This window comes from Chryseobacterium sp. TB1-D10, assembly GCF_059803555.1.
Map to the genome: position 1 here is coordinate 236,500 of NZ_JAPFHB010000007.1, position 24,849 is coordinate 261,348.

A 24,849-nucleotide genomic window follows, 5' to 3' on the forward strand; every position below is an offset into this window, starting at 1 on the left:
TTACCTTTGAACCCGATGAATGATTCCCTTTTTGACCTGATCGAACATACCAACAGAAGTCTGTTTCTTACCGGAAAAGCCGGAACGGGAAAGACCACTTTTCTGAACGATTTTGTCAAAAAAACCAAGAAAAAGCACATTGTAGTTGCGCCGACAGGAATCGCAGCAATCAATGCGGGCGGCGTTACCATCCATTCTATGTTTGGCTTGCCGCTGAGAACTTTCCTTCCGACAACAGAAAGGATTGATCAGAATATGGCGAACAATATCGCCGATCTGATGGTTCACTTCAAATACAGAAAAGACAAATTAAAACTACTCCGGGAAATTGAAATCATCGTCATTGATGAAGCCTCGATGCTGCGTGCTGATGTGCTTGATATGATGGATTTTTCATTAAGGCACGTTCGCAGGAATCAGCAGAAATTTGGCGGTGTTCAGATCCTTTTTATTGGCGATCTTTACCAGTTGCCACCTGTTGTTCGGGACGAATATGTTCTGGCAAAATATTACAGTTCGCCTTTCTTCTTTCACGCCAAAGCTTTGGAAGAAGTTAAATTAATCACCATTGAACTTACCAAAGTTTATCGCCAGACCGACGAAACTTTTCTTGAAATTCTAAATGCCATCCGAAACGGAATCTCAGAAGACATTGATTTTGAATTGCTAAATTCAAGATATCTGCCAGACTTTGATCCTAAAGATGAAGCCTATGTTTACTTGTGTTCGCACAACAAAATGGCAGATGACATTAATCAGAAAAAACTGAAAGAACTCGGCGGCAGATCTCATTTTTACAACACAGATGTGGTAGGCGATTTTAAGGAAACGCAATATCCGAATGATGAAGTTCTGGAACTTAAGATTGGAACTCAGATTATGTTTATCAGAAATGATACTTCTCCTGACAAGAAATATTTCAACGGAAAACTGGCGCAGGTTTCCTATCTGGATGAGGACGAAATCTCCGTAATCCTAGACGGTAGCGAAGAAGAAATCACCTTGAAAGCAGAAACGTGGGAACAGAAACGCTATTCTCTGGATTCGGATAAGAATATCAAAGAAGAAGTTCTGGGAAGCTTCAAACAATTCCCGATCCGTCTCGCCTGGGCGGTTACGATTCATAAAAGTCAGGGTTTGACCTTTGACAGATTGATTATTGATGCCGGGAAAAGTTTCGCCTCCGGACAGGTTTACGTCGCACTTTCACGCTGCAGGACTTTGGAAGGAATTGTTTTGAAATCGAAAATCACGCCTGAAGTGATTTTCAGTGACAAGCGGGTTTCGAAGTTTCAGGATGAGACGCACGCCAATTCTAAAATGGAAGAGATCATTAATTCTGAAAAATACGATTACAGCATCCAGAAAGTCATCAGAAGAATAGATTGTGTGTGGTTTTTGTCGGCTTTGGAAGATTTTAATCTATCTACCAAAACAAGCAAATTCATTGATAAAGACAAGACTCAAAAACTATACATTACGTTAAGATCTGAGATAGAAAATCTGACCGTTATCTTTCAGAAATTTGAGCGAATTTTGGTCCAGAAAACCCAGAAATTCCTGAAAGGCGAGGAAGAATGGGCAGAAGTTGAAATAAAAGCAAAAGGTGCAGTCAACTTCTTTTTTTCAAACGTGAATGAGAAGATTTTTTCGCCACTCAAAGATTATTATTCCGAGACGAAAGGCGTCAAAGGTTTGAAAGCATTTAATGAAGATTTCCGGATTTGGCTGGATGATTTAGAAGAATATCTCAAGGACCTGAAAGACGTTTATCTTCTGGAAACACCTCTGTTTGATAAAGAAAAAGATACGGAAATCTCTATGGCAATCAAAAAAGTTCCAACTCATATTTTGACTTATCAGCTCTTTCAGGATGGGAAAATGATTTCTGAAATTGCTAAAGAAAGAGGTTTGGTCAATTCCACTATTTTCGGTCATTTGTCTAAGTTTGCAGAACAGAATCTACTGGATAAAAATGACTTGCTGAGAATCTATCCGAAAGAGAAAATCAATGCTTTTGAAAAACTGTTTAAGCAAAATCCAAAAGATAACATTAATGATTGGAAAGCTATTTTGCCTGCGGATTTTGATTACGGCGAGATCCGTTTGATCTGGAATTATTATTTGAATTTGAAGTAACCGAAAAATAAGAAAGGTTGCATTTTTTGCAACCTTTCTTATTTTGAATTTAGGAATTATATTTTAAAAAGAATAATTCGGAGCTTCCTGTGTGATGATAACATCGTGAGGATGAGATTCTTTCAATCCGCTTCCTGTGATCATGACTAATTTTGAATCTTTCTGCAAAGCTTCGATATCTTTTGCACCGCAATATCCCATTCCTGCGCGTAAACCACCAGTCAATTGGAAAATTACATCTTCCAGTTTCCCTTTGTGAGGAACTCTACCTTCAATTCCTTCTGGTACAAATTTCTTAGCTTCACTTTGGAAATATCTTTCTTTACCACCACGTTTCATTGCGGAAAGAGAACCCATTCCTTGATATGATTTGAATTTTCTGCCTTGGAAAATAATTTCTTCTCCCGGAGCTTCATCCGTTCCTGCAAGAAGAGAACCAAGCATTACTGCGCCAGCACCGCTTGCAATTGCTTTCACAATATCACCGGAAAGTTTGATTCCACCGTCTGCAATTACTGCTACATTTTTCTTTTTTGCAAATTCGTAAACGTTGTAGATTGCGGAAAGTTGAGGAACGCCAACTCCGGCAACAACTCTGGTTGTACAGATGGATCCGGGACCAACACCAACTTTTAGGACATTTGCTCCAGCCTTGATGAGGTCTTTTGCTGCTTCGGCGGTTACGATGTTCCCACCGACGATGTCCAAGTCTGGGAATGTTTTTCTGATTTCAGAAATCTTATCCAAAACACCTTTCGAATGTCCGTGAGCTGAATCGATTGCGACAATGTCAACGCCTGCTTTTACCAACGCAGTGATTCTTTCAATCGTATCTTCACCAACACCAACGCCGGCTCCTACAATTAATCTTCCGCTTCTGTCTTTGTTGGCATTTGGATATTCTAATTGATTGTCGATATCTTTAATCGTAATCAATCCAACTAATTTGTTTTTCTTGTCAACAATAGGAAGTTTCTCGATTCTGTTTTTTAGCAAAATTTCTTTCGCAGTTTCCAGATTCGTGGTTTTATCTGAAGTGATGAGGTTTTCTTTTGTCATAATCTCTTCAACCTTAGCCTCGAGGTTTTGTTGATATTTTACATCTCTGTTTGTGATAATTCCAATAAGGTAATTGTTTTTATCAACGACAGGAAGACCGGAGATCTTATATTCTGCCATTAATGCCTTTGCTTCGGCTAATGTATGATCTTTGGAAAGTGTTACCGGATCAGCGATCATTCCATTTTCGGAACGCTTCACGCTGTTGACCTGAGCGGCTTGTTCCGCAATCGTCATATTTTTATGAATGAATCCAAGACCGCCAACTCGTGCGAGTGCTATTGCCAAATCTGCTTCTGTCACTGTATCCATCGCTGCAGAAACAATCGGAACATTAAGCGAAATCTTGTCTGTAAGTCTTGATTTAAGGGAAACCTGATTAGGTAAAACTTCTGAATAAGAAGGGACTAATAGAACGTCATCGAAAGTGATGGCTGCCTCTACAATTTTGTTATGAATAGACATCTTTACTTTCTGTGCAAAATTAAGCTATTTTTATTGAATTTGAAAATAGAGTTATTTATTTGAACTAAAGTTAATATAGCTATAAGTTATAGATAATAATAATTAAAAAACAACAAAGTTGCAGAGCGACGAACTGTTAGTAAAACAACAGCTAACAGCATAAAGAAAGCTCCGTAGAGACGACCTGTTGATACGAGTTTGGAAACAAATAATGAACTGATTGTTGAAACTTTGGCAAAATGTGATTGGATGACAAAACCCATAGCCCTGATTGCAGTGAAAATCCCACAGCAAGCGTTGGACAATGCAAGGCGCGAGGAATTGTAACGGAAAGTAGGTTCCTGACTCCTGAAAATTCTAAAACCTACTGAGAATTCCCCAATGGATTTTTATTTCGTTGAATTTGAATGGATTACCAAACTGATTTCCGTTCGAAATCTGGAAACTCATCAAACCGATGGGTAGGAAAAAATTGAACCCTAATCCTAAACTGTAGAGTTTCGGTGAAATCCCCAAGGCTTTGTTGGACATTTGTCCGTACTGTGCAAAGAGGTCAAAGAACGCTTGATCGTTGACTAAATAACGATATTCAGCTCCGGCAAATGCGTAGAAATCACTGATCAGACTTTGCTCATTGAAACCCCGCATCGAGTTCCAACCACCGAACCTAAAAAGTTCGTTTGTGGATAATTCGTTCTTTGCGCTGAGTAATGCGGATTCTGCTTTTATGTTAAGGAAGTGATTTCCTGACAAGTTGAAGTTATGTTCGGCAAAAAGGAAATACCGGATTTGATCAAATTTCTCCTGTGTATCGTCGTAATTTGTTTTGAGAAAATCAGCTTCAACACGGATATTGCTTTTGTTGATGAACAGCGGAATGTCACTCCCTTCCTGATATTGATACCAAAGTCCAATCCCTTTTTTGCTGTAATCGCGACCGCCAGTATAAAGCGAATCCAAAATGGCAGACGACTCGAAAGTCCCTTTGAAACCAAGTTTTTGACGTGGAGAAAGGTGGTAGTAAACTGCGGGCAAAAATTTCACATTCGCAAAAGTGGAATCTTGGCGGAAAATATTGACGTTGATGTTCAGACCAACATTGCTTCCAAAAGTGTACGGAATATCTGTCTGCATATCGAAAGTTTGACCTTTGTCCGGATTTCTTTGCCAGTAAACGCCGATGCTTTCGAAGCTGTTGAACATATTTTTTAGTTGGACGTTCAAGGTTCCGTTGACGGTGAATTTTTCAGTTTTGTCGTTTCCGAAGCCAATCATTCCGTCGAAAGTGTTGGTTTTTTTCTTTTGTGTAAAGAGAAAAACCTGCGTGGAATCCTTTGTAAATAAAGTCTGAGGCGGTTTTTCCAAAGTCACGAATTGGTGATTTTGCAAAGCCTGATTCATCGAAACTAAGTTTTTGTCTTCGTAATTTTTCCCGACATATTCTTTGTTCAAAGCTTTAACGAATTGTTTCGGTAAACGTGTGTAACCTTTGAAAACAATAGCGTCGATTTTCCTTTGAGATGATGTGACAACGGAGATCTTTACCGTAGGAATTCCGTTTTCCATTTTCTGGAATTTGGTTTTCACTCGGTTGAAGGCGAAACCTTTGTTGCGGTATTTTTGGTTTATATTTTTCTTGAGGGAATCGAGGTTTTTTGTGTAGATTTCGTTCTTTTGAAGTTTTAAATCTGAAACTAATGAGTCCGAAAATTTGACATTGGCTTTGTTGAAATTCGGGCCTTTTTCGTAATAGATTTCGGTGCGATTTTCAATTTTTTTGACGTCTTTAAGTTCTGTGAAAAAGTATGAATTTTCCGTCAATGAATCCAGAAATTTCACTGCTTTTGCGGAGTCGGAAACGATTTTTTTGGCGTTGGTTTCTTTGTCTATGAGCCAGTATTCTTTTTTCTGCGCGTTGATTGAACCACAAAAGGCACAAAAGAGAAACAGGAATGTTATGTTTTTCAAAAGATTACAAAAGAAAGTGTCTTCGATTTTTATCTTTTTTTTTCTTGATATATCGAACTTTACAAACATTATACTTTTGTGACTTTTGTGGTTATATAACAGAAAATTAATCCATTTTATTGTATTTCTTCATCAGATTCTCGTAAGTGCTCTGCGGAAGAATCCATTTGAGCGGAACGCCAATCTTTTGTCCGAATTTCCCGAAATAATAATGTGCTTTCCATTTCGATTTCCCTAAAAGTCCATCAATATAAACCGCCACATCCAGAGGTTCGGTGCCATCGCCAACGTGAGAATTCATCAACGCATAAACTTTATCGAAGACATTTTTATAAGGTTGTGAAACTTTTGTTTTGACTCGGTTTTCTGCAATATTCGTTTTGATATCGCCCAAATGAAGTGAACAAACGTGGATGTTCCAAGGGTAAACTTCGTAGCGCATTGCTTCCGTCACTTTATCCAAAGCCGATTTGGAAGCGGAATAGAATCCTCGGAAAGGCAATCCCATTTCGGAACCGATGCTGGAAACATTGATGATTTTTCCTAATTTCTGTTCACGCATTTTTGGCAAAACGGCGGTCATCATCTGGACAGAACCAATCAAATTGAGATTGAATAATTTCGTAATATCTTCTTTCGTAGAATCTTCAACCGAGCCAACCATTCCCATTCCAGCGTTGTTGATAAGCACATCGATTCTGGTTTCTGTTTTCAGGATTTCAGAAATGGCGTTGTCTATTTGTTCTTTCTCCGTAATGTCTGTCGGAATCGAAACGAAATAATCGGAGCTCACAGATTTTCTGCTCAGTCCGTAAACTTTGTTCCCTTTTTTTCCGAAATATTCTGCGAGCGCAAATCCAATTCCGGATGAAGTGCCTGTGATGATGATTGTTTTTGACATTTAGAAATTAAAAGATTTATTTGAATTAGGAATTTTGATTTCATTCTTTCCCATTTTGTAATCATTCATTTTTATCAATTTGGGAAGTTTGTATATAAATTCTTTGTGATAATTTTCTGGAATTTTTCTGTTCGAGCCATCATCACAATCTGAATATTCTTCGCTTACAATGACTTTCCCAGTCGAAAAATTGATTTCATCGGAGAAACTGAATTCGCAAGTATCATCAAATTTTACCAAAGCGCCAATCAGATAGAAATCACCATTCTGAAATCGATAGGTATTTTTCGAAGTCACTGTATGTCGGGAATTGGAAAAATACGATTGAATAATTACCAAACAATTATTTTTGATGTTCAATTCCAGTTCGTTGCCTTCGGGATAGAATCCTTCTTTGCTGTCAAATATCAAATTAGAATTCTCTTTCCAGATTTTCAATTTGCCATTGACGTTTTTTAGAATATAAAACTTTCTAACGAGTCCAGGAGATTCTGAGTCAGGTGTTTTATCTGTATTGAAAACGATGACGGTTTCATCTTTTCCATCTATGTCCAGGTCGCCTTTTGTTTCCAAGATTTTCTCGTAACCTTTTGGGATTGTGAAATCTTTCAATTCTTGAGAGTGTAGAAATGAGAAGAATATGATTGTACAGAAAAATAGAAACTTTTTCATCAAAATTCATACAAATCCTGAGTGGAGAATCTCAAATCTGGAAATTTGATGGATTGAAGCATTTCGCCATCTGCAACGGGTTTTCTGCTTATATATTCACCATTTTCCAAACTGTAAATCAAGATGAATTTTTCGCTGGAATCCACAACCCAATATTCTGAAACACCGGATTCTTCGTACAAACTGAATTTGAGATTCATTTCCTTTTTCGAATTTCCCGGGGATAGAATTTCAATCACCAAATCCGGCGCACCAAGACAGCCTTTGTCGTCAATCTTATTTCGGTCACAAATCACACATAAATCTGGCTGTACAACCGTAAGGACTTCCCCATTTTTATTAGGTAAACGTACATCAAATGGAGCATAGAATAATTCACAAGGTGTGCTTTCGAAAAACGAATAAAGTTTTTGATTAATCTTTTGTGAAATTCTCTGATGATTCGGTGCAGGAGCCGGACTCATCTTTAGGATTTTACCTTTTATCAATTCCACTCTTTCTTTGAATCTCCACATCAGATAATCTGTGAAAGTGTAAGTTTTATTGAGGTCCAATTGATTGATATTTGTGATTTCCATAACGCTGTTTTGAATTAACGGCTTGCTACTAACAAAGATAGGTATTTTTTAAATCGTAAAAATTTATCAGATCAATTGCTCGTCACCTTCTCAAAATCCTCCCAAAACTCAGGATAAGATTTCTCGACAACGTCTTCATTTTCGATATTCAATTTTTTAATTAAGGCAAACGGCGCAAAAGCCATCGCCATTCTGTGGTCGTTGTAAGTCGCGATTGAAATATTTTCTTCAGGTTCTATGAATTCCGAAGATTCTATTTTCTCAACCGTAATGTGAGTTTTTGCTCCAATTTTCAACAATTCATTTTGAAGCGCAACCAATCGGTCGGTTTCTTTTACCTTTAACGTGTGAAGTCCTGTGATTTCAAAAGGGATTTTCAAAGCGGTTGCCGTCACACAAAGTGTTTGCGCAATGTCTGGACAGTCATTCATATCCAAAGTAATCAATTCAGGATACTCGAAAGCTGGTTCTGGCAAAAGTGAAATCGAGTTTTCTGCATAATCCGAAACTGTGTTGATTCCGAAGTATTTCCAGTAAAGTTCTTTGATCACGCTGTCCCCTTGTAAAGAAAGTGTGTGGTAACTTTTTAAAGTGATGGTTTTTCTTCCAATTGCAGCCAAGGAATAAAAGTAAGAAGCTGACGACCAGTCGCTTTCTACTTCGTAGCGTTCCGTTCTGTATTGATTGTTGTGCGTTACGATTTCGATTTTATTTTCTGCAAAATGAGATTTGATTCCGATTTCGTCCAGGATTTTCAATGTCATTTCGAGGTAAGGTCGAGATGTGATTTCACCTTCCAACTCCAAAGTCAATCCATTTTCCAATTTTCCTCCGATTAATATTAATGAAGTCAAAAACTGACTGGAAACGTTGGCTGAAATCTTGACCACATTTTTTTCTAATTTCTTTCCGATGATTTGCAACGGCGGAAAACCTTCTTTTTCAAGATAAGTAATATCTGCACCAAGTGATTGCAGTGCCTCAACCAAAGGTTTTATGGGGCGGTTTTTCATTCTGTCAGAACCTGTCAGAATTGTTTTTCTACCTTCAGAAATCGAATAATAAGAAGCCAGGAAACGCATTGCAGTTCCGGCGTGGTGGATGTCTACAATTTCGGAATCGGATTCCAACGCTTTTTTGAGCAAGGTCGTGTCCTGAGAGTTGGAAAGATTGAACATATCAATGTTCCCAAAGAGTTTCCCTAAAATCAAAAGACGGTTCGAAATGCTTTTCGAACCGGTAATTTGGATTTGTTGATTATCGATTAATTCTGATTTTTTTAATATCATTTCTATGTATTGATGTAAAAAGTACTAAAGTATTAATGATTCTAATTCGTGAATACACTCTACATTAATACATTTTACAAATTATTTTAATTTTTCATTATTCTGATGTCGGTCTTTGTCTCTATCAGTTTTGATTTTCATTTTTTTGTCGAATGCTGACTGCAAATCTGTTCCGGTTTGATTCGCCAAACAAAGCGTTACGAATAAAACATCTGCCAATTCTTCTCCAAGGTCTTTTGATTTGTCGGATTCCTTTTCAGATTGTTCACCGTATCTTCTGGCGATGATTCTGGCAACTTCGCCGACTTCTTCTGTCAACATTGCCATATTGGTTAGCTCATTGAAATAGCGGACGCCAATGGTTTTTATCCATTCATCAACCTGATTTTGGAGTGTTGTGATTTCCATTATTGATAAGCGCCTAAAGTTGCAGGATAAGTTCGAGTGTTTCCTACAATATCTTGAATGGTATTATTGTTATTCAGATTAGTACCTTTTCCTCTTGCTTTAGAGTTCGCCTTAACTCTCAAATTCATTTTTTGAGTGAAATAATTTTGAAATTCTGGGTCTTCGTTTTTAACAATATTATCTCCAATAGGATTGAAGCTTGAAGAAGCACTCAACTTTAATAATGAATTATCAAATCTTGCGTTGATTGTTCCACCATTCGCAATCTCATTTAGAGAAATCATCTCAGGTGTATCTCCATAGATAATGGAATTGTTGACTCTCAGGATTGTACTTTCAGAAAACAGTTCGTTTCCATTTTGATAGACATTACTCGCATAGATTCCCGCAGCATTCATCGATGGATTGAGATTCCAATAGTTGGCAAGCGTAGAGTAGTTAAGCGTATAATTTCCACCACCAGCTATGGCAAAATCGGCTTCACCACAGTTGTTCATCACCAAATTGTTGGCAGTAATATTTGATGCAATCCCGTAGATTCCAGCATTCTGAAATGTATGGATGATGGTATTATTAATTGTAGCAGTATTATTTTTAAGTTGAAGACCAACGTTTCCACCAAAAAGTCTGGCGTAATTCATTTTCAATTCGGTGTCTTCTTCCATTTTGATTCCGTTCCAGTTCGCAGGAAGCGTGTCGTATTTCGTGTCACTTCTGTCACCTCGGAAAATGACTTCATCGCCCAAAGCTCCTTTCACATCAAGAATAGAATTTTTCGCAAAGTTCATTCCGCTGTTTTTTCGGAAATAGACTTTCGTGCCTTTTTCCATTGTCAAAGTTTTCCCTTCTGCAACAGTTAAATCGCCGAAAATGATTTTCGCTTTATCCTTTGTCCAGGTTGTATTCTCAGAAATTATATTCGGATTTGTATCGGTTTTAATAAAATATTCCGCATCCTGAACGACTGAAAACAATGTTACTTTTTGCTCACCAGCCGGCGTATTGAAAACCACTTTATCTTCGGCAATCGCTTCTGGCGCGTTGGCAATCGGTGCAATTTCTACGAAAACATAAAGGCTGTCTTTTCTTCTAAGTGCCACATTTTCGAAACTGGTCCCGACTTTCCCATCAACATTGATTCTGTAAAGTGAACCGCTTCCGCCTTCCAGCGCAATTTTAGGAATCAATACATCCTTATCTTCATTGTTGTAAACCTTTACGGCGTAAGTTTCCGAACGCATCTGGTTGTAAACCGTGTCGCAAAAAACGGTGTCGGTAGAGAATCTCAACAGTTGCGTTGGCGATTCAAACGAAATATCATCGCGATTACATCCTGCTAATAATAAAAGGGACCAAAATGCAATGCCAAGGAATATTTTAATTTTCATTTATTTTGTTTAATCTTCAAAACTACAAAATTTAAATTTTTATTTTGTGAAGAGGTAGATATTTTAATGATTTTAAATAAAAAATCCTTTCAAGAGCTGAAAGGATGAAATAATTAGAACAGTAATTTACTCTTTTATAAATTTCTTATTGATAACTTCTCCAGTCTTAGTAGTTGCAGTGATTATATAAATTCCTTTTATAAAATTTGAAACATCAATAGATTTTTCTGAACTCGTGATTTGCTTTACGACTTTTCCGGAAAAGTCTGTTATTTTGATATTCGAAATTTCTTCAGAGAAAGTGAGATTATCTTTTGCCGGATTTGGGAATATCCTTAATGATTTTAATCGAGAATCAGAAACGGCCAACATTATACCTCCTACTTGAAAAGAAAAAGATTCTGATTCAATATTTCCTTCATAAACAGCTTTGACAGAGCCAGTAAATGAACCGCCACTATTATAATTTATAAAATCACAGCCAGAAGTTATTCCCCAATCTGGATTGCAGCCTATGGTTGTTGATGTTTGGAATTTATACAATTCATTTCCACGATAGATATTGTATCCAATCAATTCATTATGCGGCGTTGCTGGTTCTTGCCAAGAAAGCGAGAAAATATTTTGGTAGTTACTGTAATCATAATAATGATTCCACTGTAAATTTTGAACTGAATTAACTTGTCCAAATCCTAAACTGGAGGCAATGATTGTAAAAATAAAGAGTAAAGATTGTTTCATAGGTTAAGTTTTTTATAAAAATAATGATTTTCAATGAGATTCAAATATTAAATTTAAACTAACTAACATTTGTTAGTTTAATAAAAATGCGTAAGTTTGTTTAAATCACATTCATAATTCAATATTTGAATTAATAATCTGAATGTCAAATGTTTAAATATGGAAATGACCAAAAGACATTTTTTAAACAAAGAAATTTCTCTGACTGATTTGCTCAAATCAGCTTACCGTTTGATGTTTACGGCCAAAACGATGACCGATTTGTTTGAACAGGAAAAAAAGATCACTTCAAAATACGTTCACGCGACTTCCCGCGGACACGAGGCGATTCAACTGGCTTTGGGAATGCAGTTGTTGCCACAGGATTTCGTGAGTCCTTATTATAGAGACGATTCTATTTTACTCGGAATCGGAATCACACCTTACGAATTGATGCTTCAACTTTTAGCAAAACGCGACGACCCATTTTCCGGTGGAAGAACTTACTACGCACATCCAAGTCTTAGACGAGATTATTTTCCAAAAATCATCCACCAAAGTTCCGGAACAGGAATGCAGGCCATCCCAACCACTGGAATTGCAATGGGAATGAAGTACAAAGAGGAAACCGGAATCGCCGAAAACCTTGATGATAAACCAATCGCAGTCTGCTCACTCGGCGACGCAAGTTGTACAGAAGGCGAAGTTTCCGAAGCGTTCCAAATGTCAGCGTTGAAACAATTGCCAATTCTTTATTTGGTTCAGGACAACGAATGGGATATTTCTGCCAATGCCAAAGAAATAAGAGCGCAGGATATCACACAATATATGCAGGGTTTCAACGGCATCGAAACAAGAACAATTGATGGAACCGATTTTATCAAATCCTACGAAACCGTAAAAGAATGCATCAAAATCATCCGCGAAGAACGCCGACCAATGCTGATTCACGCCAAAGTTCCTTTATTAAATCATCACACTTCCGGCGTCAGAAAAGAGTGGTATCGCGACGATTTGGAAGAATGCGCAAAGAATGACCCATTAATTAAATTAAGAAACACACTTTCAGAATTTAGCATAGAAGATTCTGAAATCGAAACCATAGAAAAAGAAGTTGCAGAACTCGTAAGGGCTGATTTCGAAAACGCTGTTTTAGCAGAAGACCCAAAACCGGAAGACGCGTACAAACACGATTTCGCACCAACACCAATCACCGAGGAAAAAGGAGAACGTTCCCCAACCGGAAAAATCCCAACTGTAATGGTAGATTGTGCACTTTTCGCCATCAGAGAATTGATGACAAAACATCCGGAAGCCTTATTATATGGACAAGATGTTGGCTTAAGGTTAGGCGGCGTTTTCCGAGAAGCGATCACGTTGGCGGCACAATTCGGAGAGAAAAGAGTTTTCAATACACCAATTCAGGAAGCATTTATCGTTGGTTCAACGGTTGGAATGAGCGCAGTCGGACTAAAACCAATTGTCGAAGTCCAGTTTGCCGATTACATTTGGCCAGGCTTGAATCAATTATTCACCGAAGTTTCCAGAAGTTATTATTTGTCTAATGGAAAATGGCCGGTGTCAATGATTCTCCGCGTTCCGATTGGCGCTTACGGCAGCGGCGGGCCTTATCATTCAAGTTCGGTTGAAAGTGTTTTGACGAATATCAAAGGCATCAAAATCGCGTATCCTTCAACCGGTGCCGATTTGAAAGGTTTGATGAAAGCCGCTTTCTACGACCCAAATCCGGTTGTAATGTTAGAGCATAAAGGCTTGTATTGGTCAAAAATAGAAGGCACAGAAAATGCTAAAACCATAGAGCCAGACGAAGATTACATTATCCCATTTGGGAAAGCGAGAGAGGTTTTGCTTTGCGAAAATCGTCAGGACAAACCAACGTTGACCATCATCACGTATGGAATGGGCGTTTATTGGGCTTCCAATGCAGCAAAAGAGTTTGATAATCAAATCGAAATCATTGATTTAAGAACGCTCGCACCTTTAGATGAAAACCGCGTTTTCGAAAGTGTGAAAAAACACAACCGTTGCATCGTTTTGACAGAAGAACCTGTGAATAACAGCTTTGCGCAAAGTCTGGCAGCAAGAATCAGTGACAATTGTTTTAGAAATTTGGACGCTCCGGTAAAAGTGGTTGGTGCCAAAGATTTGCCAGCAATTCCTATTAATTCCGAATTGGAAAAGGAAATGTTGCCGAACACACAGAAATTGATTAAAGAAATAGAAAAACTGTTGAAATACTAAGCTCCGTAGGAGCGAAACGTTTGTAGTAAATGTTTTTTAAATTTAGCAGAACTCCGTAGGAGTGACACATTATGATACAGGAATTAACTATTAATAAGAAAAATAAAATCAATAAAAAAGAGTTGATTTTGTCTGAGGCCGCAATGCTTTTCAAAGAAAAAGGTTTCGGTGGAACAAGTATGCGCGACCTCGCTGAAAAAGTGGGAATGGAAGCCGCAAGTATGTACAACCACATCAAATCCAAAGACGAAATTCTGGAATTGATTTGCTTCAAAATTGCCAACCAATACATTTCTCAACTTCAGGAAATCGAAAGCACCGACCAGACTTTTCAGGAAAAACTGAATGCCATCATCGGACTTCACGTTCAATTGATTATCGAAGATGCAGCCTCAGTTTCTGTAGCCAATAACGATTGGAAATATTTGTCTAATGACAAGAAAGAACAATACAAACAAACCAGAAAATCTTACGAAAAAAGTTTTGCCAACATCATAGAACAGGGAATGCAAACCGGCGAATTCAAAAAAATGAATGTTTCCGTCGCATTGTTCACAATGTTATCTTCCTTAAGGTGGATAGAACTGTGGTACAAACCAAGCCGCGAAATCACACCACAGGAATTGGAAGATGATTTAAAAACATTGTTAATGAAAGGCCTTAACTCATAAATGATAAACGATGAATGATAATCTCTACAATTTGAATTAATCATTTATCAATTATCGCTCATCAATTATAAATAAGAATGTCAGTAAATTTTCATCCTTTAAAAGTCAAAAAAGTCAAGAAAGAAACGCAGGATTGTGTTTCTGTAAATTTTGATGTGCCTGCAGAATTGGCAGAACAATTTAAATTCACGCAAGGACAATATTTGACTTTCCGACAAATCAATGGCAGCGAAGAACTTCGTCGGTCTTACTCAATATGCGCAAGTCCACACGAAAACGAATTGAAAGTTGCCGTGAAAAAAGTGCCAGAAGGTCTGTTCTCTTCTTTTATGAATGAAAACCTGAAAGAAGGCGACGTATTGGAAGTAATGCCTCCAATGGGAAAATTCTACACAGAACTGAATTCCGAAAACAAGAAAACGTACGTTGCTTTTGCAGCTGGAAGTGGAATCACACCTATAATTTCCATCATCAAATCAGTTTTGAAAAACGAGCCTCAAAGCCGGTTCATTCTGATTTACGGGAACAAAAATAAAGCAACCATCATTTTCAAAGAAGAAATTGAAGCGTTGAAAAACCGTTTTATGGAACGCCTCAGCATTTATCATATTCTCAGCCGCGAGGTTGCAGATGCCGATTTGTTGAGTGGCAGAATCAATTCTGAGAAAGCAAAATCATTCCTCAATCATATCATTCCGGCAGAGAAAATCGATGAGGTTTTCCTTTGTGGGCCAGAGGAAATGATTCTCGGCGTGAGAGACACTTTGGTCAGTTCCGGCGTGGATGCTAAGAAGATTCACTTCGAATTATTCTTCAGCGCGGCCTCTGCCGAAAAGAAAAAAGAACACGAATCCGCAATTAATAAGTCTGATGACACATTCAGCAAAGTCACCGTCAAGTTGGATGCAACTGCTTTGAAATTAGACTTAGCTTACCACGGCCCAACCATTTTGGATGCCGCTTTGCAAAACGGAGCAGACTTGCCGTACGCCTGCAAAGGCGGTGTGTGCGCCACGTGCAAATGCAAACTGGAAAAAGGCGAAGTCGTGATGGACATCAATTATTCCTTGGAACCGGACGAGATTGCAGCAGGATTTATCCTGTCTTGCCAGGCACACCCGAGGTCGGAGGAAGTGGTTGTGAATTTTGATATTAAGTAAGAGCCACGAAGTGGTGAAATATAATAGCATAGGGTTTAGCCCTATGAGTAGTGAATTTTGATATTAAATAAACCAACAAACTACAAAGTGGCGATATAAGCCAGCATAGGGTGATGCCCTATGAAATTGTGAATTTTGATATTAAATAAAATAATAATTATGGCAGCTTAATCCGCCTTCCGCTCCCAATCTTTTTTGCAGACGATTTCAGTTGAATAGAAAATGAAGTCCACGCAAAAAAGGATTTCCGCTCAAGTCGGGCTGCGGATTCGGTATAAAACAAGAGAAGGTTATAACCAAGAAGTTTGTCATTCCGTAGGAAACCTAACGAAGTGGTTCGACGAAGTCAATCTAAACCGTTGAGATTCCTACGGAATGACAAAAAAACTTTGAAGTTTGATTCTTTGATGAGTTTTACGTCTTTGCGAACTTAAAAACAGTAGAATAAATAAAAAACTTTGCGCACTTTGCGTTTAAATAAATTCCATTAAACCAAAACATTATGGAAACAACAGAAATCAATTTAGAAGAACATTTTCAGAATAAAATAGACAGCGAAATCCGCATCGAACCAAAAGACTGGATGCCAGACGCGTACAGAAAAACACTGATTCGTCAGATTTCTCAGCACGCGCATTCCGAGATTGTAGGAATGTTGCCAGAAGCCAACTGGATTACGCGCGCTCCAACTTTGAACCGAAAGAAAATCCTTTTGGCAAAAGTTCAGGATGAGGCTGGTCACGGTTTGTATCTCTATTGCGCCGCCGAAACTTTGGGCGTTACAAGGGACGAAACCATCAATGATTTGCATTCCGGAAAGGCCAAATATTCCAGCATTTTCAATTATCCAACGCTCACTTGGGCAGATATGGGCGCAATTGGCTGGCTGGTAGATGGTGCTGCGATTTTGAATCAGGTGCCACTTTGCCGAGCTTCTTACGGACCTTACGCCAGAGCGATGGTTCGGATTTGCAAGGAAGAAAGTTTTCACCAAAGACAAGGTTACGAGCTGATGATGAAACTCGCACAAGGTTCGCCAGAGCAGAAAGCAATGGCTCAGGATGCGTTCAACCGTTGGTGGTGGCCGACTTTGATGATGTTCGGACCCAAAGACGCCGAATCCGGAAATACAGAACTGTCAATGAAGTGGCGTATCAAACGCTTCACCAATGACGAGCTGAGACAGCGTTTCGTAGATGTTTCCATTCCCCAAGCAGAATATCTGGGCTTGACGATTCCCGACCCAGACTTGAAATTCAATGAAGAAACCGGACATTACGAATTCGGGGAAATCGATTGGGATGAGTTCTGGAAAGTGGTAAAAGGCAACGGCGCGTGTAACAAAGAACGTGTTGAAACCCGCAAAAAAGCCTTCGACGACGGCGCTTGGGTAAGAGAAGCCGCAACCGCTTACCACGAGAAAAGAAAGTTAAGAGAAGAACAAAACAGAAAAACAGTTTAATGCCTTTGCGATAAAATCAACAATAATAAACCGATAGGTTAAAATCTATTATCTCTAATCTATCCGTCTCTAATCTGAAATATTATGCAAAATACAGAATGGCCACTTTGGGAGGTTTTCATCAGAAGCAGACAAGGCCTAGACCACAAGCACGTCGGCAGTCTCCACGCGGCAGATGCTGATATGGCAATCCAAAACGCACGTGACGTTTACACCAGAAGGATGGAGGGCGTCAGCATTTGGGTCGTAGAATCAAAGCACATCCACGCCACAAACCCTGATGATTCCGAAGCGTTTTACGAGCCTTCCGAAGATAAAGTTTACCGCCACCCGACGTTTTACCACGTTCCTGAGGAGGTGAAGAATATGTAAAAGCTTCGTTTCAATAAAAAGTAAGCTTACTTATTAGAGAAAGCAAGCTTGCTTTGACTCAAAACCTAGCTTGCTCTTGCCTCGTAGCAAGCTTGCTTTCTGAAAGATCTTCAATAAAGGCTTTCAATAGCATTATAATTCCCCTCCCTTGGAGGGGGAGAATTTCAAAATATTTGAAATTCGTGGTGGTCAATAATGACAATAAAAATTGAAGAAAAAAAATGAACAATAATTATCTCAATTATCTCCTGCATCTCGCAGACACAAGTCTCATTCTCGGACAGCGTTTGTGCGAATGGTGTGGAAAAGGTCCCGTCTTGGAGCAGGATATTGCCTTGTCAAACATCGCTTTGGATTTGCTGGGAGAATCTTCCAACTATTATCAATATGCCACAGAGATTCAGAACAAAGGAAAAACGGAAGATGATTTGGCTTTCCTACGAAACGAAAGAGATTTCAAAAACCTGTTGTTGGTAGAAAAAGAAAATGGCCATTTCGGAGACACCATTGTAAGACAGTTTTTCTTCGATGCCTATCATCATTTATTATTAAACGAACTGAAACACCTCTCAGATTTGAAACTCGCTTCCATCGCAGAAAAGTCTTTGAAAGAAGTTACTTATCACTTAAAATGGAGCAGTGAATGGATGATTCGATTAGGCGACGGCACAGAAGAAAGCCACAGCAGAATCCAGAAGTCAGTCAATGATTTGGTAGATTTTACAGACGAAATGTTCATCCCTACAAATTGGGAATCAGAATTAATTGAGCAACAAATAATTCCCGACATCAGAAACTTCCGAACAAAATGGGAAACCAAAGTTCTGGAAATCCTGAACGAAGCTACTTTGACAATCGATATCGAAAAATCAAGAAAGCTGACAGGCGGAAAAGAGGGAAAACACACCGAGAAAATGGGTTACATCTTAGCAGAAATGCAAATAATGCAACGCACTTATCCTAATATGGAATGGTAAGATAAAGTAGTAAAGCAAAATTATCTTTGAGTTCTTAGCTGAGTTTTACGCCTTTGCGAACTTAAAAATATTTTCAATAATGATAAAAAAAATCTTTGCGGACTTTGCGTTCAAAAAGAATTCAAAATAAAAAATGACAATTACAGAAAACGACATATGGCAAATCTTGAAGGAAATTCCCGACCCGGAAGTTCCTGTTCTCAATCTTTTAGATTTGGGAATCATCCGTGATGTGAGATTCAATGAAGACGATATCGAAGTGGTAGTGACACCAACTTACTCAGGTTGTCCCGCCACATCGATGATTAATATGTCGATTAAACTAAAACTGATTGAAAAAGGTTTCAACAATATCAAAATAACCAACCAACTGAGTCCAGCCTGGACAACCGATTGGATGACGGAAGAAGGAAAACAAAAATTGAAAGCTTACGGTATTGCACCGCCTGTTTACTCAAAAAATAGTGACGAATTATTTTCAAAAACAGATGAGGTCGAATGTCCTCTTTGCAGTTCAAAACACACCCATTTGGTAAGTCAATTCGGTTCCACGGCGTGCAAAGCACTATACCAATGCGATGATTGCAAAGAACCTTTTGATTATTTTAAATGCCATTAATTAAACAAATGAATAAATCTTTTGAACTAAAACTGCTGAGTTTATATTGGCTTGAAAATATCAACGAAGAAATTGATTTGTGCGCACACGGAAAATTAATGGTAAAAATTGGAGATGAAACAATTTGCGATGAGGATACTTTTGAAATTACTGTTAGTTCAACGGCATTATATTTAATGAGAACTTTAGAAGAAAATTATACAGGTGGAGATTATGCAGGTCAACTTCTTCCTTGTTGTGGCTTTAATTACATTGCAGAAAGTAAGGAAGATGATTTTGTCAACGTTCTAGGTTGTCCAAGTGGAATAGATTGGACAATTATTCATACAGATGACACTGTAAAATTAATAACAGAAAAAGGAACCGAAGCAGTAATAAATTTTGAAAACTATAAAGAAATTGTTTTAGACTTTGCAGATAAAATTGAAAGTTTTTACAATGAAAGTAAACCAAAGATAGTTGAGCAAGAAAATGAAATGAATGTAATTGGCTATCCAGCGTTTTGGAATGAGTGGAATAAGTTAAGAAGCAGATGGAAGTAAATAATTAATTTCCGCTAAAATTATATCAATAAAAAAAGTCATTGTACTTTTTACATTATACATTTTACAATAAAAAATGAAAATAGGAATAGTCGGTAGTGGCGCAATGGGAAGCGGAATAGCACAGGTTTTGGCAACAGCTGGAAACGAGGTTTTGTTGTACGACAGCAATCCACTTGCCGTAGAAAAAGCAGGACAAAATCTCGAAGCGCAGTTTCAAAAATTGACTGAAAAAGGCAAAATGACATTCGAAGAAGCGGAAACTTATTTTGATAATATCCGATTGAGCGATAAATTATCCGAATTAGAATATTCCGAATTAATCATCGAAGCGATTGTTGAAGATTTGGAAATCAAGAAAGATTTGTTTCAAAAACTGGAAAGTCTGGTTTCTGAAGATTGTATTTTGGCAACTAATACTTCATCGTTATCAATTGCATCCATTGCATCATCTTGCCAAAAACCGGAACGTGTGATTGGAATTCACTTTTTCAATCCTGCGCCTTTGATGGCTTTGGTTGAGGTGATTCCTGCAGTTCAGACGGATAAAAATTTAATTTCGAAAGTGAAAAGCTTAGTTGAAAGCTGGAGAAAACTGCCGGTAATTGCAAAAGATACACCTGGATTTATTGTGAATCGCGTCGCAAGACCATTTTACGGAGAAGCAATTCGGATTTTGGAAGAAGGAATTGCCGACTGCGCAACCATTGATTTTGCAATGACGAGTTTGGGCGGATTCAAAATGGGACCATTTCAGTTAATGGATTTCATTGGGCACGATGTGAATTACCGAGTAACGGAAAGTGTGTTCAAAGAATTTTTCTACGACCCGAAATTCAAACCGTCATTCACGCAAAAAAGATTATTTGAAGCGGGATATTTCGGAAGAAAATCAGGAAAAGGTTTTTATGATTATTCTCAAGATAAAGAACAGCCGAAACCAAATGAAAATCCTGAATTATTAGAATTAATATTCAAAAGAATCTTGGTAATGCTAATGAACGAAGCGGCAGATGCTTATTTCTTAAATATTGCTTCCGCAGAAGACATCGATTTGGCAATGACAAAAGGCGTGAATTACCCAAAAGGATTATTGAAATGGGCAGATGAATTTGGTCTGGAAAATCTTCAGAACGAACTCGATGAACTTTATCATTTCTACCACGAAGACCGCTACAGATGCAGTCCGGTTATCAGAAACTTAGTAAAACAAAATAGGAAATTCTATGAGATTTAATCGCAAAGGCGGAAAGTAGAAGGTGGAAATTAGGATGCTTTAAGTCGCAAATTCTCGCATAGTAAAAAACACAAATAAGATGAACGAAAACGAATTAGCCAAAATCATTGTTGATTTAGGATTTAATATTTACAAAAAACTTGGAGCAGGATTATTTGAAAATGTTTATGAGCAATGTCTTTATCACGATATCAAAAAGTCGGGTTTACAAGTTGAAAGACAAAAATATTTACCTATTATTTATGATGATTTAAAAATTGAAAATGCATACAAAATAGATTTATTAATAGAAAACAAATTAATAATTGAAATAAAAACTGTTGATGCGCTTAATGATATTCACAAAGCTCAAATCCTTACATATTTGAAAATGACAGGATGTAAACTTGGATTATTAATAAATTTCAGAACCGATTTCTATAAAGATAATGTAAAAAGGGTGGTTAACAAATTATAATTTTAAAGAAATAAATTTTGAAAAGAGTCTTTTGCGACTTAAAACAGTTTTAAAAAATTAACAAATGCGCCTTGGCGATAAATGCAGAAAAATGAACCAAGTATATATAATAGACGGCGTCCGAACGCCAATCGGAAAGCTAAAAGGAAGCTTATCTTCCGTCCGTCCCGATGATATGGCGGCTTTTGTCATCAAAAAATTATTGGAAAGAAATCCGAACATCGACCAAAGTAAAATCTACGATGTCGTTTTAGGTTGCGCCAATCAAGCTGGCGAGGACAACCGAAATATCGCAAGAATGTCGGCGTTGCTTTCCGGTTTGGATTATCACGTTCCCGGAGAAACGGTGAATAGACTTTGCGCTTCCGGATTGTCAGCAGCGATTAATGCTACGAGAGCGATTCAGGTTGGCGATGCTGATTTGATGATTTCGGGTGGTGTTGAGAATATGACGCGCGGACCATTGGTGATTTCAAAATCTGAGAGTCCTTTTGGTGGCGATGCAAAAATCTACGATACAACTTTCGGCTGGCGGTTCATTAATCCGAAAATGAAAGAAATGTATGGCGTAGATGCAATGGGTGAAACAGCAGAAAATCTGGCTGAGCGCGACCAAATTTCTCGTGAAGACCAGGATTTGTTTGCCTTCAACTCTCAGCAAAAAGCGAAAGTTGCTCAGGAAAACGGAAGATTATCACAGGAAATTATTCCGGTCAATATTCCTCAAAGAAAAGGCGACGATTTGATTTTCGATAAAGATGAATTTCCTAAAAATGATACAACCTTAGAAGGCTTATCAAAATTAAGAACGGCTTTCAAAAAAGACGGAACAGTCACTGCAGGAAATGCTTCTGGTTTGAATGACGGTGCAGCAGTTAATTTATTGGCCTCTGAAAATGCGATTAAAGAATTTGGATTAACACCAAAAGCAAGAATAGTTTCAAGCGCAGTTGTCGGTGTTGAACCGAGATTGATGGGAATTGGTCCTGTAAAAGCCGCAGAATTGGCATTGCAAAAAGCAGGGTTGACATTTAATGATTTGGATATTATTGAATTGAATGAAGCTTTCGCTGCACAAAGTTTAGCGTGTATCAGAGCTTGGGGATTGGATGACAACGATTCCAGAATCAATCCAAATGGCGGAGCCATTGCACTCGGACATCCACTAGGAATGAGTGGTGCAAGAATCCTGAATTCCGCAATGTATGAACTTCAAAACCAAAATAAAAAATATGCCTTGGCAACAATGTGTGTTGGCTTGGGACAAGGTTTTGCGGTGATTATTGAGAAAGTTTAGTGAATTGTAAAATTTATTAATGTAAAAAGTATTTACGATTTACATTGAACTTATTTTAAGGCATTAATACATTTTACATAATACATAAATACAAAAAGAAATTATGCAACTAGAAAATTACGCGCTCGGCAGATGGACAAAAGGAGAGGGAGAAGGGCAGGCTTTATATAATTCCATCAACGGCGATTTGGTGGCAACAGCGACTTCTAAAGGTTTGGATTTTGCAGAAATGATGGATTATGCCAGAAAAATTGGCGGTCCGGCTCTTCGAAAATTAACTTTCCAGGAAAGAGGATTGATGCTGAAGAAACTCGCTTTCCATCTTTTGGAAAAGAAAGAAACGTTCTACAAAGTGAGTTGGGCAACCGGCGCAACAAAAGCGGACAGTTGGGTTGACATCGAAGGTGGCATCGGAAATCTTTTTGCGAATGCTTCTTTGCGGAGACAATTTCCGGACTTACCTTATTATATAGATGGCGAATCGGTGAAGCTTTCCAAGGAAGGAACGTTCATCGGTCATCACATTTGCACGCCGAAACGTGGGGTTGCGATTCATATCAATGCGTTTAATTTCCCGGTTTGGGGAATGTTGGAGAAAATTGCGGTCAATCTTTTGGCTGGCGTTCCGGCAATCGTAAAGCCTGCAACTGCAACGAGTTTTTTAACGGAAGTTGTCGTTAAAGAAATCATCTCTTCTCAAATTTTACCTGAAGGAAGTCTGCAATTGATTTGCGGTTCAGCCAACGGAATTCTGGAAAGTGTGACCAGCGAAGATGTTGTAACCTTCACAGGTTCGGCTTCCACAGGGAAAATGTTGAAGTCTCATCCAAGAATTCTTGAAGAATCTGTTCCTTTCAATTTAGAAGCGGATTCATTAAATGCAATGGTTTTAGGAGAAGATGCAAAACCCGGAACAGCGGAATTTGATTTGTTCATCAAAGAAGCCGTTCGTGAAATGACCACCAAGGCCGGACAAAAATGTACGGCGGTGAGAAGGATTTTAGTGCCTGTCAATTTGGTCGAAGATGTTCAGATTGCACTTGGACAAAGACTTTCCGCAGTTGTGATAGGCGACCCGAATGTAGAAGGTGTGAGAATGGGCGCTTTGGCAAATAAAGACCAAGTGAAGGAAGTTTCCGAGAAAGTTCAGGAATTATCCAAAACTCAGGAAATCGTTTTCGGAAATTTGGATGATTTCGATGTGAAAGGAGCGGACAAAAACAAAGGCGCATTCATTTCTCCGATTTTATTCCTTAATTCCGACCCTTTTAAATATACAGATTGCCACAATATTGAAGCTTTCGGGCCAGTCAGCACGATTATTCCTTATCATAATATTGATGAAGCGATTGAGTTGGCGAGAATGGGAAAAGGTTCGCTTTGTTGTTCCGTTGTGACAGCTGATGACGATTTTGCAAGAGAATTTGTCATTGGCGCAGCATCGATGCACGGCCGGATTTTGATTCTCAATTCAGATTGTGCGAAAGAAAGCACAGGTCACGGTTCGCCTTTGCCAATGCTGGTTCACGGTGGCCCGGGAAGAGCTGGCGGAGGTGAAGAAATGGGTGGAAAACGTGGCGTTCTTCATTATATGCAACGCACGGCCATCCAAGGTTCGCCAACGACTTTGACGAATATCACTCAACAATATCAATACGGTGGAAAACAGTTCGAGGACAATATTCATCCATTCAGAAAACATTTTGAAGAACTGAAAATCAGTGAAACTTACATCACGGCAAAACATACGGTTACAGAAACGGATATTACCAATTTTGCCAATGTTTCCGGTGATAATTTCTATGCACATATGGACGCAACATCTTTAGAAGGAACGATTTTCGAAGGTCGGGTCGCGCACGGATATTTCATTCTCAGTAAAGCCGCAGGATTATTTGTTGACCCGAGAAAAGGTCCGGTTTTACTAAATTATGGTTTGGACGAATGCCGTTTCGTGAAACCCGTTTATCCGGGAATGACGATTGGCGTAAAGTTTACCTGCAAAGAAAAAATCAGTCAGGAAAAACGCGACGAAGATGATATTGCCAAAGGAATCGTCCGCTGGCTCGTGGATGTTTACGACGAAACCGGAGAAACTGTAGCGATCGCAACGATTCTGACGATGGTGAAAAAACTTAATCAAGAATAAATTAAGAAACAGGATAAAAGTAAAAAGAATCAAGTATTTTCGAAGTTTTGTAATTAT

Annotated in this window: 23 protein-coding genes; 14 read left to right on the top strand and 9 right to left on the bottom strand. The window is 38.4% G+C overall.

Features of this window, described 5'->3' with window-relative positions; all coding sequences use genetic code 11:
• The first annotated feature begins 15 nt into the window (after window positions 1–15).
• Window positions 16–2,139, top strand: a complete 2,124-nt coding sequence (locus OPU68_RS11560) for a helix-turn-helix domain-containing protein (RefSeq protein WP_498474139.1) — start codon at window positions 16–18, stop codon at window positions 2,137–2,139.
• Between the two features lie 63 nt (window positions 2,140–2,202).
• Here the strand turns inward: OPU68_RS11560 and guaB are convergent, their stop codons facing one another.
• The gene (gene guaB, locus OPU68_RS11565; protein ID WP_498474140.1) at window positions 2,203–3,663 is read right to left on the bottom strand and encodes an IMP dehydrogenase; all 1,461 of its coding nucleotides are present in this window, start codon (window positions 3,661–3,663) and stop codon (window positions 2,203–2,205) included.
• 198 nt (window positions 3,664–3,861) lie between these two features.
• Between guaB and OPU68_RS11570 the strand changes: the two genes are divergently transcribed.
• Entirely contained in the window at window positions 3,862–3,990 is a 129-nt protein-coding gene (locus OPU68_RS11570; RefSeq protein WP_498474141.1) for a hypothetical protein, read from the top strand.
• Window positions 3,991–4,020: 30 nt separating this feature from the next.
• Here the strand turns inward: OPU68_RS11570 and OPU68_RS11575 are convergent, their stop codons facing one another.
• The 8 genes from OPU68_RS11575 to OPU68_RS11610 form a co-directional block, all read right to left on the bottom strand.
• Window positions 4,021–5,631, bottom strand: a complete 1,611-nt coding sequence (locus OPU68_RS11575; protein ID WP_498474142.1) for a BamA/TamA family outer membrane protein — start codon at window positions 5,629–5,631, stop codon at window positions 4,021–4,023.
• 106 nt (window positions 5,632–5,737) lie between these two features.
• The gene (locus OPU68_RS11580; RefSeq protein ID WP_498474143.1) at window positions 5,738–6,532 is read right to left on the bottom strand and encodes an SDR family NAD(P)-dependent oxidoreductase; all 795 of its coding nucleotides are present in this window, start codon (window positions 6,530–6,532) and stop codon (window positions 5,738–5,740) included.
• Window positions 6,533–7,204, bottom strand: a complete 672-nt coding sequence (locus OPU68_RS11585) for a hypothetical protein (RefSeq protein ID WP_498474144.1) — start codon at window positions 7,202–7,204, stop codon at window positions 6,533–6,535.
• Window positions 7,204–7,782: a Uma2 family endonuclease gene (locus tag OPU68_RS11590; protein ID WP_498474146.1), complete on the bottom strand. Its 579-nt coding sequence runs from the start codon at window positions 7,780–7,782 to the stop codon at window positions 7,204–7,206. Before OPU68_RS11590 ends, OPU68_RS11585 begins: the two co-directional genes overlap by 1 nt.
• 71 nt (window positions 7,783–7,853) lie before the next feature.
• Entirely contained in the window at window positions 7,854–9,071 is a 1,218-nt protein-coding gene (locus tag OPU68_RS11595) for a 3-phosphoshikimate 1-carboxyvinyltransferase (protein ID WP_498474147.1), read from the bottom strand.
• 81 nt (window positions 9,072–9,152) lie between these two features.
• Window positions 9,153–9,479, bottom strand: coding sequence for a nucleotide pyrophosphohydrolase (locus OPU68_RS11600; RefSeq protein ID WP_498474148.1), 327 nt, complete (start codon window positions 9,477–9,479; stop codon window positions 9,153–9,155).
• Window positions 9,479–10,867: a hypothetical protein gene (locus tag OPU68_RS11605; RefSeq protein ID WP_498474149.1), complete on the bottom strand. Its 1,389-nt coding sequence runs from the start codon at window positions 10,865–10,867 to the stop codon at window positions 9,479–9,481. The genes OPU68_RS11600 and OPU68_RS11605 overlap by 1 nt, the downstream gene beginning before the upstream one ends.
• Before the next feature lie 126 nt (window positions 10,868–10,993).
• Complete coding sequence (locus tag OPU68_RS11610) at window positions 10,994–11,608, bottom strand: T9SS type A sorting domain-containing protein (protein WP_498474150.1); 615 nt, start codon at window positions 11,606–11,608, stop codon at window positions 10,994–10,996.
• 159 nt (window positions 11,609–11,767) lie between these two features.
• On the opposite strand from OPU68_RS11610, the gene OPU68_RS11615 reads away from it, so the two are divergent.
• The 12 genes from OPU68_RS11615 to paaZ all read left to right on the top strand — a co-directional run bounded on the left by OPU68_RS11615 (window position 11,768) and on the right by paaZ (window position 24,792).
• On the top strand, window positions 11,768–13,849 hold the full coding sequence (locus OPU68_RS11615) for an alpha-ketoacid dehydrogenase subunit alpha/beta (protein ID WP_498474151.1): 2,082 nt from the start codon (window positions 11,768–11,770) through the stop codon (window positions 13,847–13,849).
• Window positions 13,850–13,920: 71 nt separating this feature from the next.
• On the top strand, window positions 13,921–14,520 hold the full coding sequence (locus OPU68_RS11620) for a TetR/AcrR family transcriptional regulator (protein ID WP_498474152.1): 600 nt from the start codon (window positions 13,921–13,923) through the stop codon (window positions 14,518–14,520).
• Window positions 14,521–14,597: 77 nt separating this feature from the next.
• Window positions 14,598–15,680: a 1,2-phenylacetyl-CoA epoxidase subunit PaaE gene (paaE, locus tag OPU68_RS11625; protein WP_498474153.1), complete on the top strand. Its 1,083-nt coding sequence runs from the start codon at window positions 14,598–14,600 to the stop codon at window positions 15,678–15,680.
• Window positions 15,681–16,182: 502 nt separating this feature from the next.
• Window positions 16,183–17,142, top strand: coding sequence for a 1,2-phenylacetyl-CoA epoxidase subunit PaaA (gene paaA, locus OPU68_RS11630; protein WP_498474154.1), 960 nt, complete (start codon window positions 16,183–16,185; stop codon window positions 17,140–17,142).
• Between the two features lie 84 nt (window positions 17,143–17,226).
• On the top strand, window positions 17,227–17,514 hold the full coding sequence (gene paaB / locus OPU68_RS11635; RefSeq protein WP_028123345.1) for a 1,2-phenylacetyl-CoA epoxidase subunit PaaB: 288 nt from the start codon (window positions 17,227–17,229) through the stop codon (window positions 17,512–17,514).
• A gap of 221 nt (window positions 17,515–17,735) precedes the next feature.
• A complete protein-coding gene (paaC, locus tag OPU68_RS11640; RefSeq protein WP_498474155.1) occupies window positions 17,736–18,491 on the top strand; it encodes a 1,2-phenylacetyl-CoA epoxidase subunit PaaC in 756 nt (251 codons plus the stop codon).
• 133 nt (window positions 18,492–18,624) lie between these two features.
• On the top strand, window positions 18,625–19,110 hold the full coding sequence (gene paaD / locus OPU68_RS11645) for a 1,2-phenylacetyl-CoA epoxidase subunit PaaD (protein ID WP_498474156.1): 486 nt from the start codon (window positions 18,625–18,627) through the stop codon (window positions 19,108–19,110).
• A gap of 8 nt (window positions 19,111–19,118) precedes the next feature.
• Window positions 19,119–19,652, top strand: coding sequence for a hypothetical protein (locus OPU68_RS11650; protein ID WP_498474157.1), 534 nt, complete (start codon window positions 19,119–19,121; stop codon window positions 19,650–19,652).
• A 76-nt stretch (window positions 19,653–19,728) separates the two neighbouring features.
• Window positions 19,729–20,889, top strand: coding sequence for a 3-hydroxyacyl-CoA dehydrogenase NAD-binding domain-containing protein (locus OPU68_RS11655; RefSeq protein ID WP_498474158.1), 1,161 nt, complete (start codon window positions 19,729–19,731; stop codon window positions 20,887–20,889).
• 79 nt (window positions 20,890–20,968) lie between these two features.
• Window positions 20,969–21,346 (top strand): GxxExxY protein, encoded by a 378-nt coding sequence (locus OPU68_RS11660; RefSeq protein ID WP_498474159.1) that lies wholly within the window; start codon window positions 20,969–20,971, stop codon window positions 21,344–21,346.
• A gap of 91 nt (window positions 21,347–21,437) precedes the next feature.
• Window positions 21,438–22,643 carry a 3-oxoadipyl-CoA thiolase gene (pcaF, locus tag OPU68_RS11665; protein WP_498474160.1) on the top strand — a complete coding sequence of 402 codons (1,206 nt, stop codon included), beginning with the start codon at window positions 21,438–21,440 and terminating at the stop codon, window positions 22,641–22,643.
• Window positions 22,644–22,746: 103 nt separating this feature from the next.
• The gene (gene paaZ, locus OPU68_RS11670; RefSeq protein ID WP_498474161.1) at window positions 22,747–24,792 is read left to right on the top strand and encodes a phenylacetic acid degradation bifunctional protein PaaZ; all 2,046 of its coding nucleotides are present in this window, start codon (window positions 22,747–22,749) and stop codon (window positions 24,790–24,792) included.
• Window positions 24,793–24,849: the final 57 nt, after the last annotated feature.

Excerpts from the sequence above, each read along its gene's own strand:
- OPU68_RS11585 (WP_498474144.1), bottom strand. The coding sequence starts at position 7,204 with ATGAAAAAGTTTCTATTTTTCTGTACAATCATATTCTTCTCATTTCTA.
- guaB (WP_498474140.1), bottom strand. The coding sequence starts at position 3,663 with ATGTCTATTCATAACAAAATTGTAGAGGCAGCCATCACTTTCGATGAC.
- pcaF (WP_498474160.1), top strand. The coding sequence starts at position 21,438 with ATGAACCAAGTATATATAATAGACGGCGTCCGAACGCCAATCGGAAAG.
- paaB (WP_028123345.1), top strand. The coding sequence starts at position 17,227 with ATGCAAAATACAGAATGGCCACTTTGGGAGGTTTTCATCAGAAGCAGA.
- OPU68_RS11620 (WP_498474152.1), top strand. The coding sequence starts at position 13,921 with ATGATACAGGAATTAACTATTAATAAGAAAAATAAAATCAATAAAAAA.
- paaA (WP_498474154.1), top strand. The coding sequence starts at position 16,183 with ATGGAAACAACAGAAATCAATTTAGAAGAACATTTTCAGAATAAAATA.
- paaZ (WP_498474161.1), top strand. The coding sequence starts at position 22,747 with ATGCAACTAGAAAATTACGCGCTCGGCAGATGGACAAAAGGAGAGGGA.
- OPU68_RS11655 (WP_498474158.1), top strand. The coding sequence starts at position 19,729 with ATGAAAATAGGAATAGTCGGTAGTGGCGCAATGGGAAGCGGAATAGCA.
- OPU68_RS11590 (WP_498474146.1), bottom strand. The coding sequence starts at position 7,782 with ATGGAAATCACAAATATCAATCAATTGGACCTCAATAAAACTTACACT.
- OPU68_RS11560 (WP_498474139.1), top strand. The coding sequence starts at position 16 with ATGAATGATTCCCTTTTTGACCTGATCGAACATACCAACAGAAGTCTG.
- paaD (WP_498474156.1), top strand. The coding sequence starts at position 18,625 with ATGACAATTACAGAAAACGACATATGGCAAATCTTGAAGGAAATTCCC.
- OPU68_RS11660 (WP_498474159.1), top strand. The coding sequence starts at position 20,969 with ATGAACGAAAACGAATTAGCCAAAATCATTGTTGATTTAGGATTTAAT.
- OPU68_RS11580 (WP_498474143.1), bottom strand. The coding sequence starts at position 6,532 with ATGTCAAAAACAATCATCATCACAGGCACTTCATCCGGAATTGGATTT.
- paaE (WP_498474153.1), top strand. The coding sequence starts at position 14,598 with ATGTCAGTAAATTTTCATCCTTTAAAAGTCAAAAAAGTCAAGAAAGAA.
- OPU68_RS11595 (WP_498474147.1), bottom strand. The coding sequence starts at position 9,071 with ATGATATTAAAAAAATCAGAATTAATCGATAATCAACAAATCCAAATT.
- OPU68_RS11615 (WP_498474151.1), top strand. The coding sequence starts at position 11,768 with ATGGAAATGACCAAAAGACATTTTTTAAACAAAGAAATTTCTCTGACT.
- OPU68_RS11650 (WP_498474157.1), top strand. The coding sequence starts at position 19,119 with ATGAATAAATCTTTTGAACTAAAACTGCTGAGTTTATATTGGCTTGAA.
- paaC (WP_498474155.1), top strand. The coding sequence starts at position 17,736 with ATGAACAATAATTATCTCAATTATCTCCTGCATCTCGCAGACACAAGT.
- OPU68_RS11610 (WP_498474150.1), bottom strand. The coding sequence starts at position 11,608 with ATGAAACAATCTTTACTCTTTATTTTTACAATCATTGCCTCCAGTTTA.
- OPU68_RS11600 (WP_498474148.1), bottom strand. The coding sequence starts at position 9,479 with ATGGAAATCACAACACTCCAAAATCAGGTTGATGAATGGATAAAAACC.
- OPU68_RS11605 (WP_498474149.1), bottom strand. The coding sequence starts at position 10,867 with ATGAAAATTAAAATATTCCTTGGCATTGCATTTTGGTCCCTTTTATTA.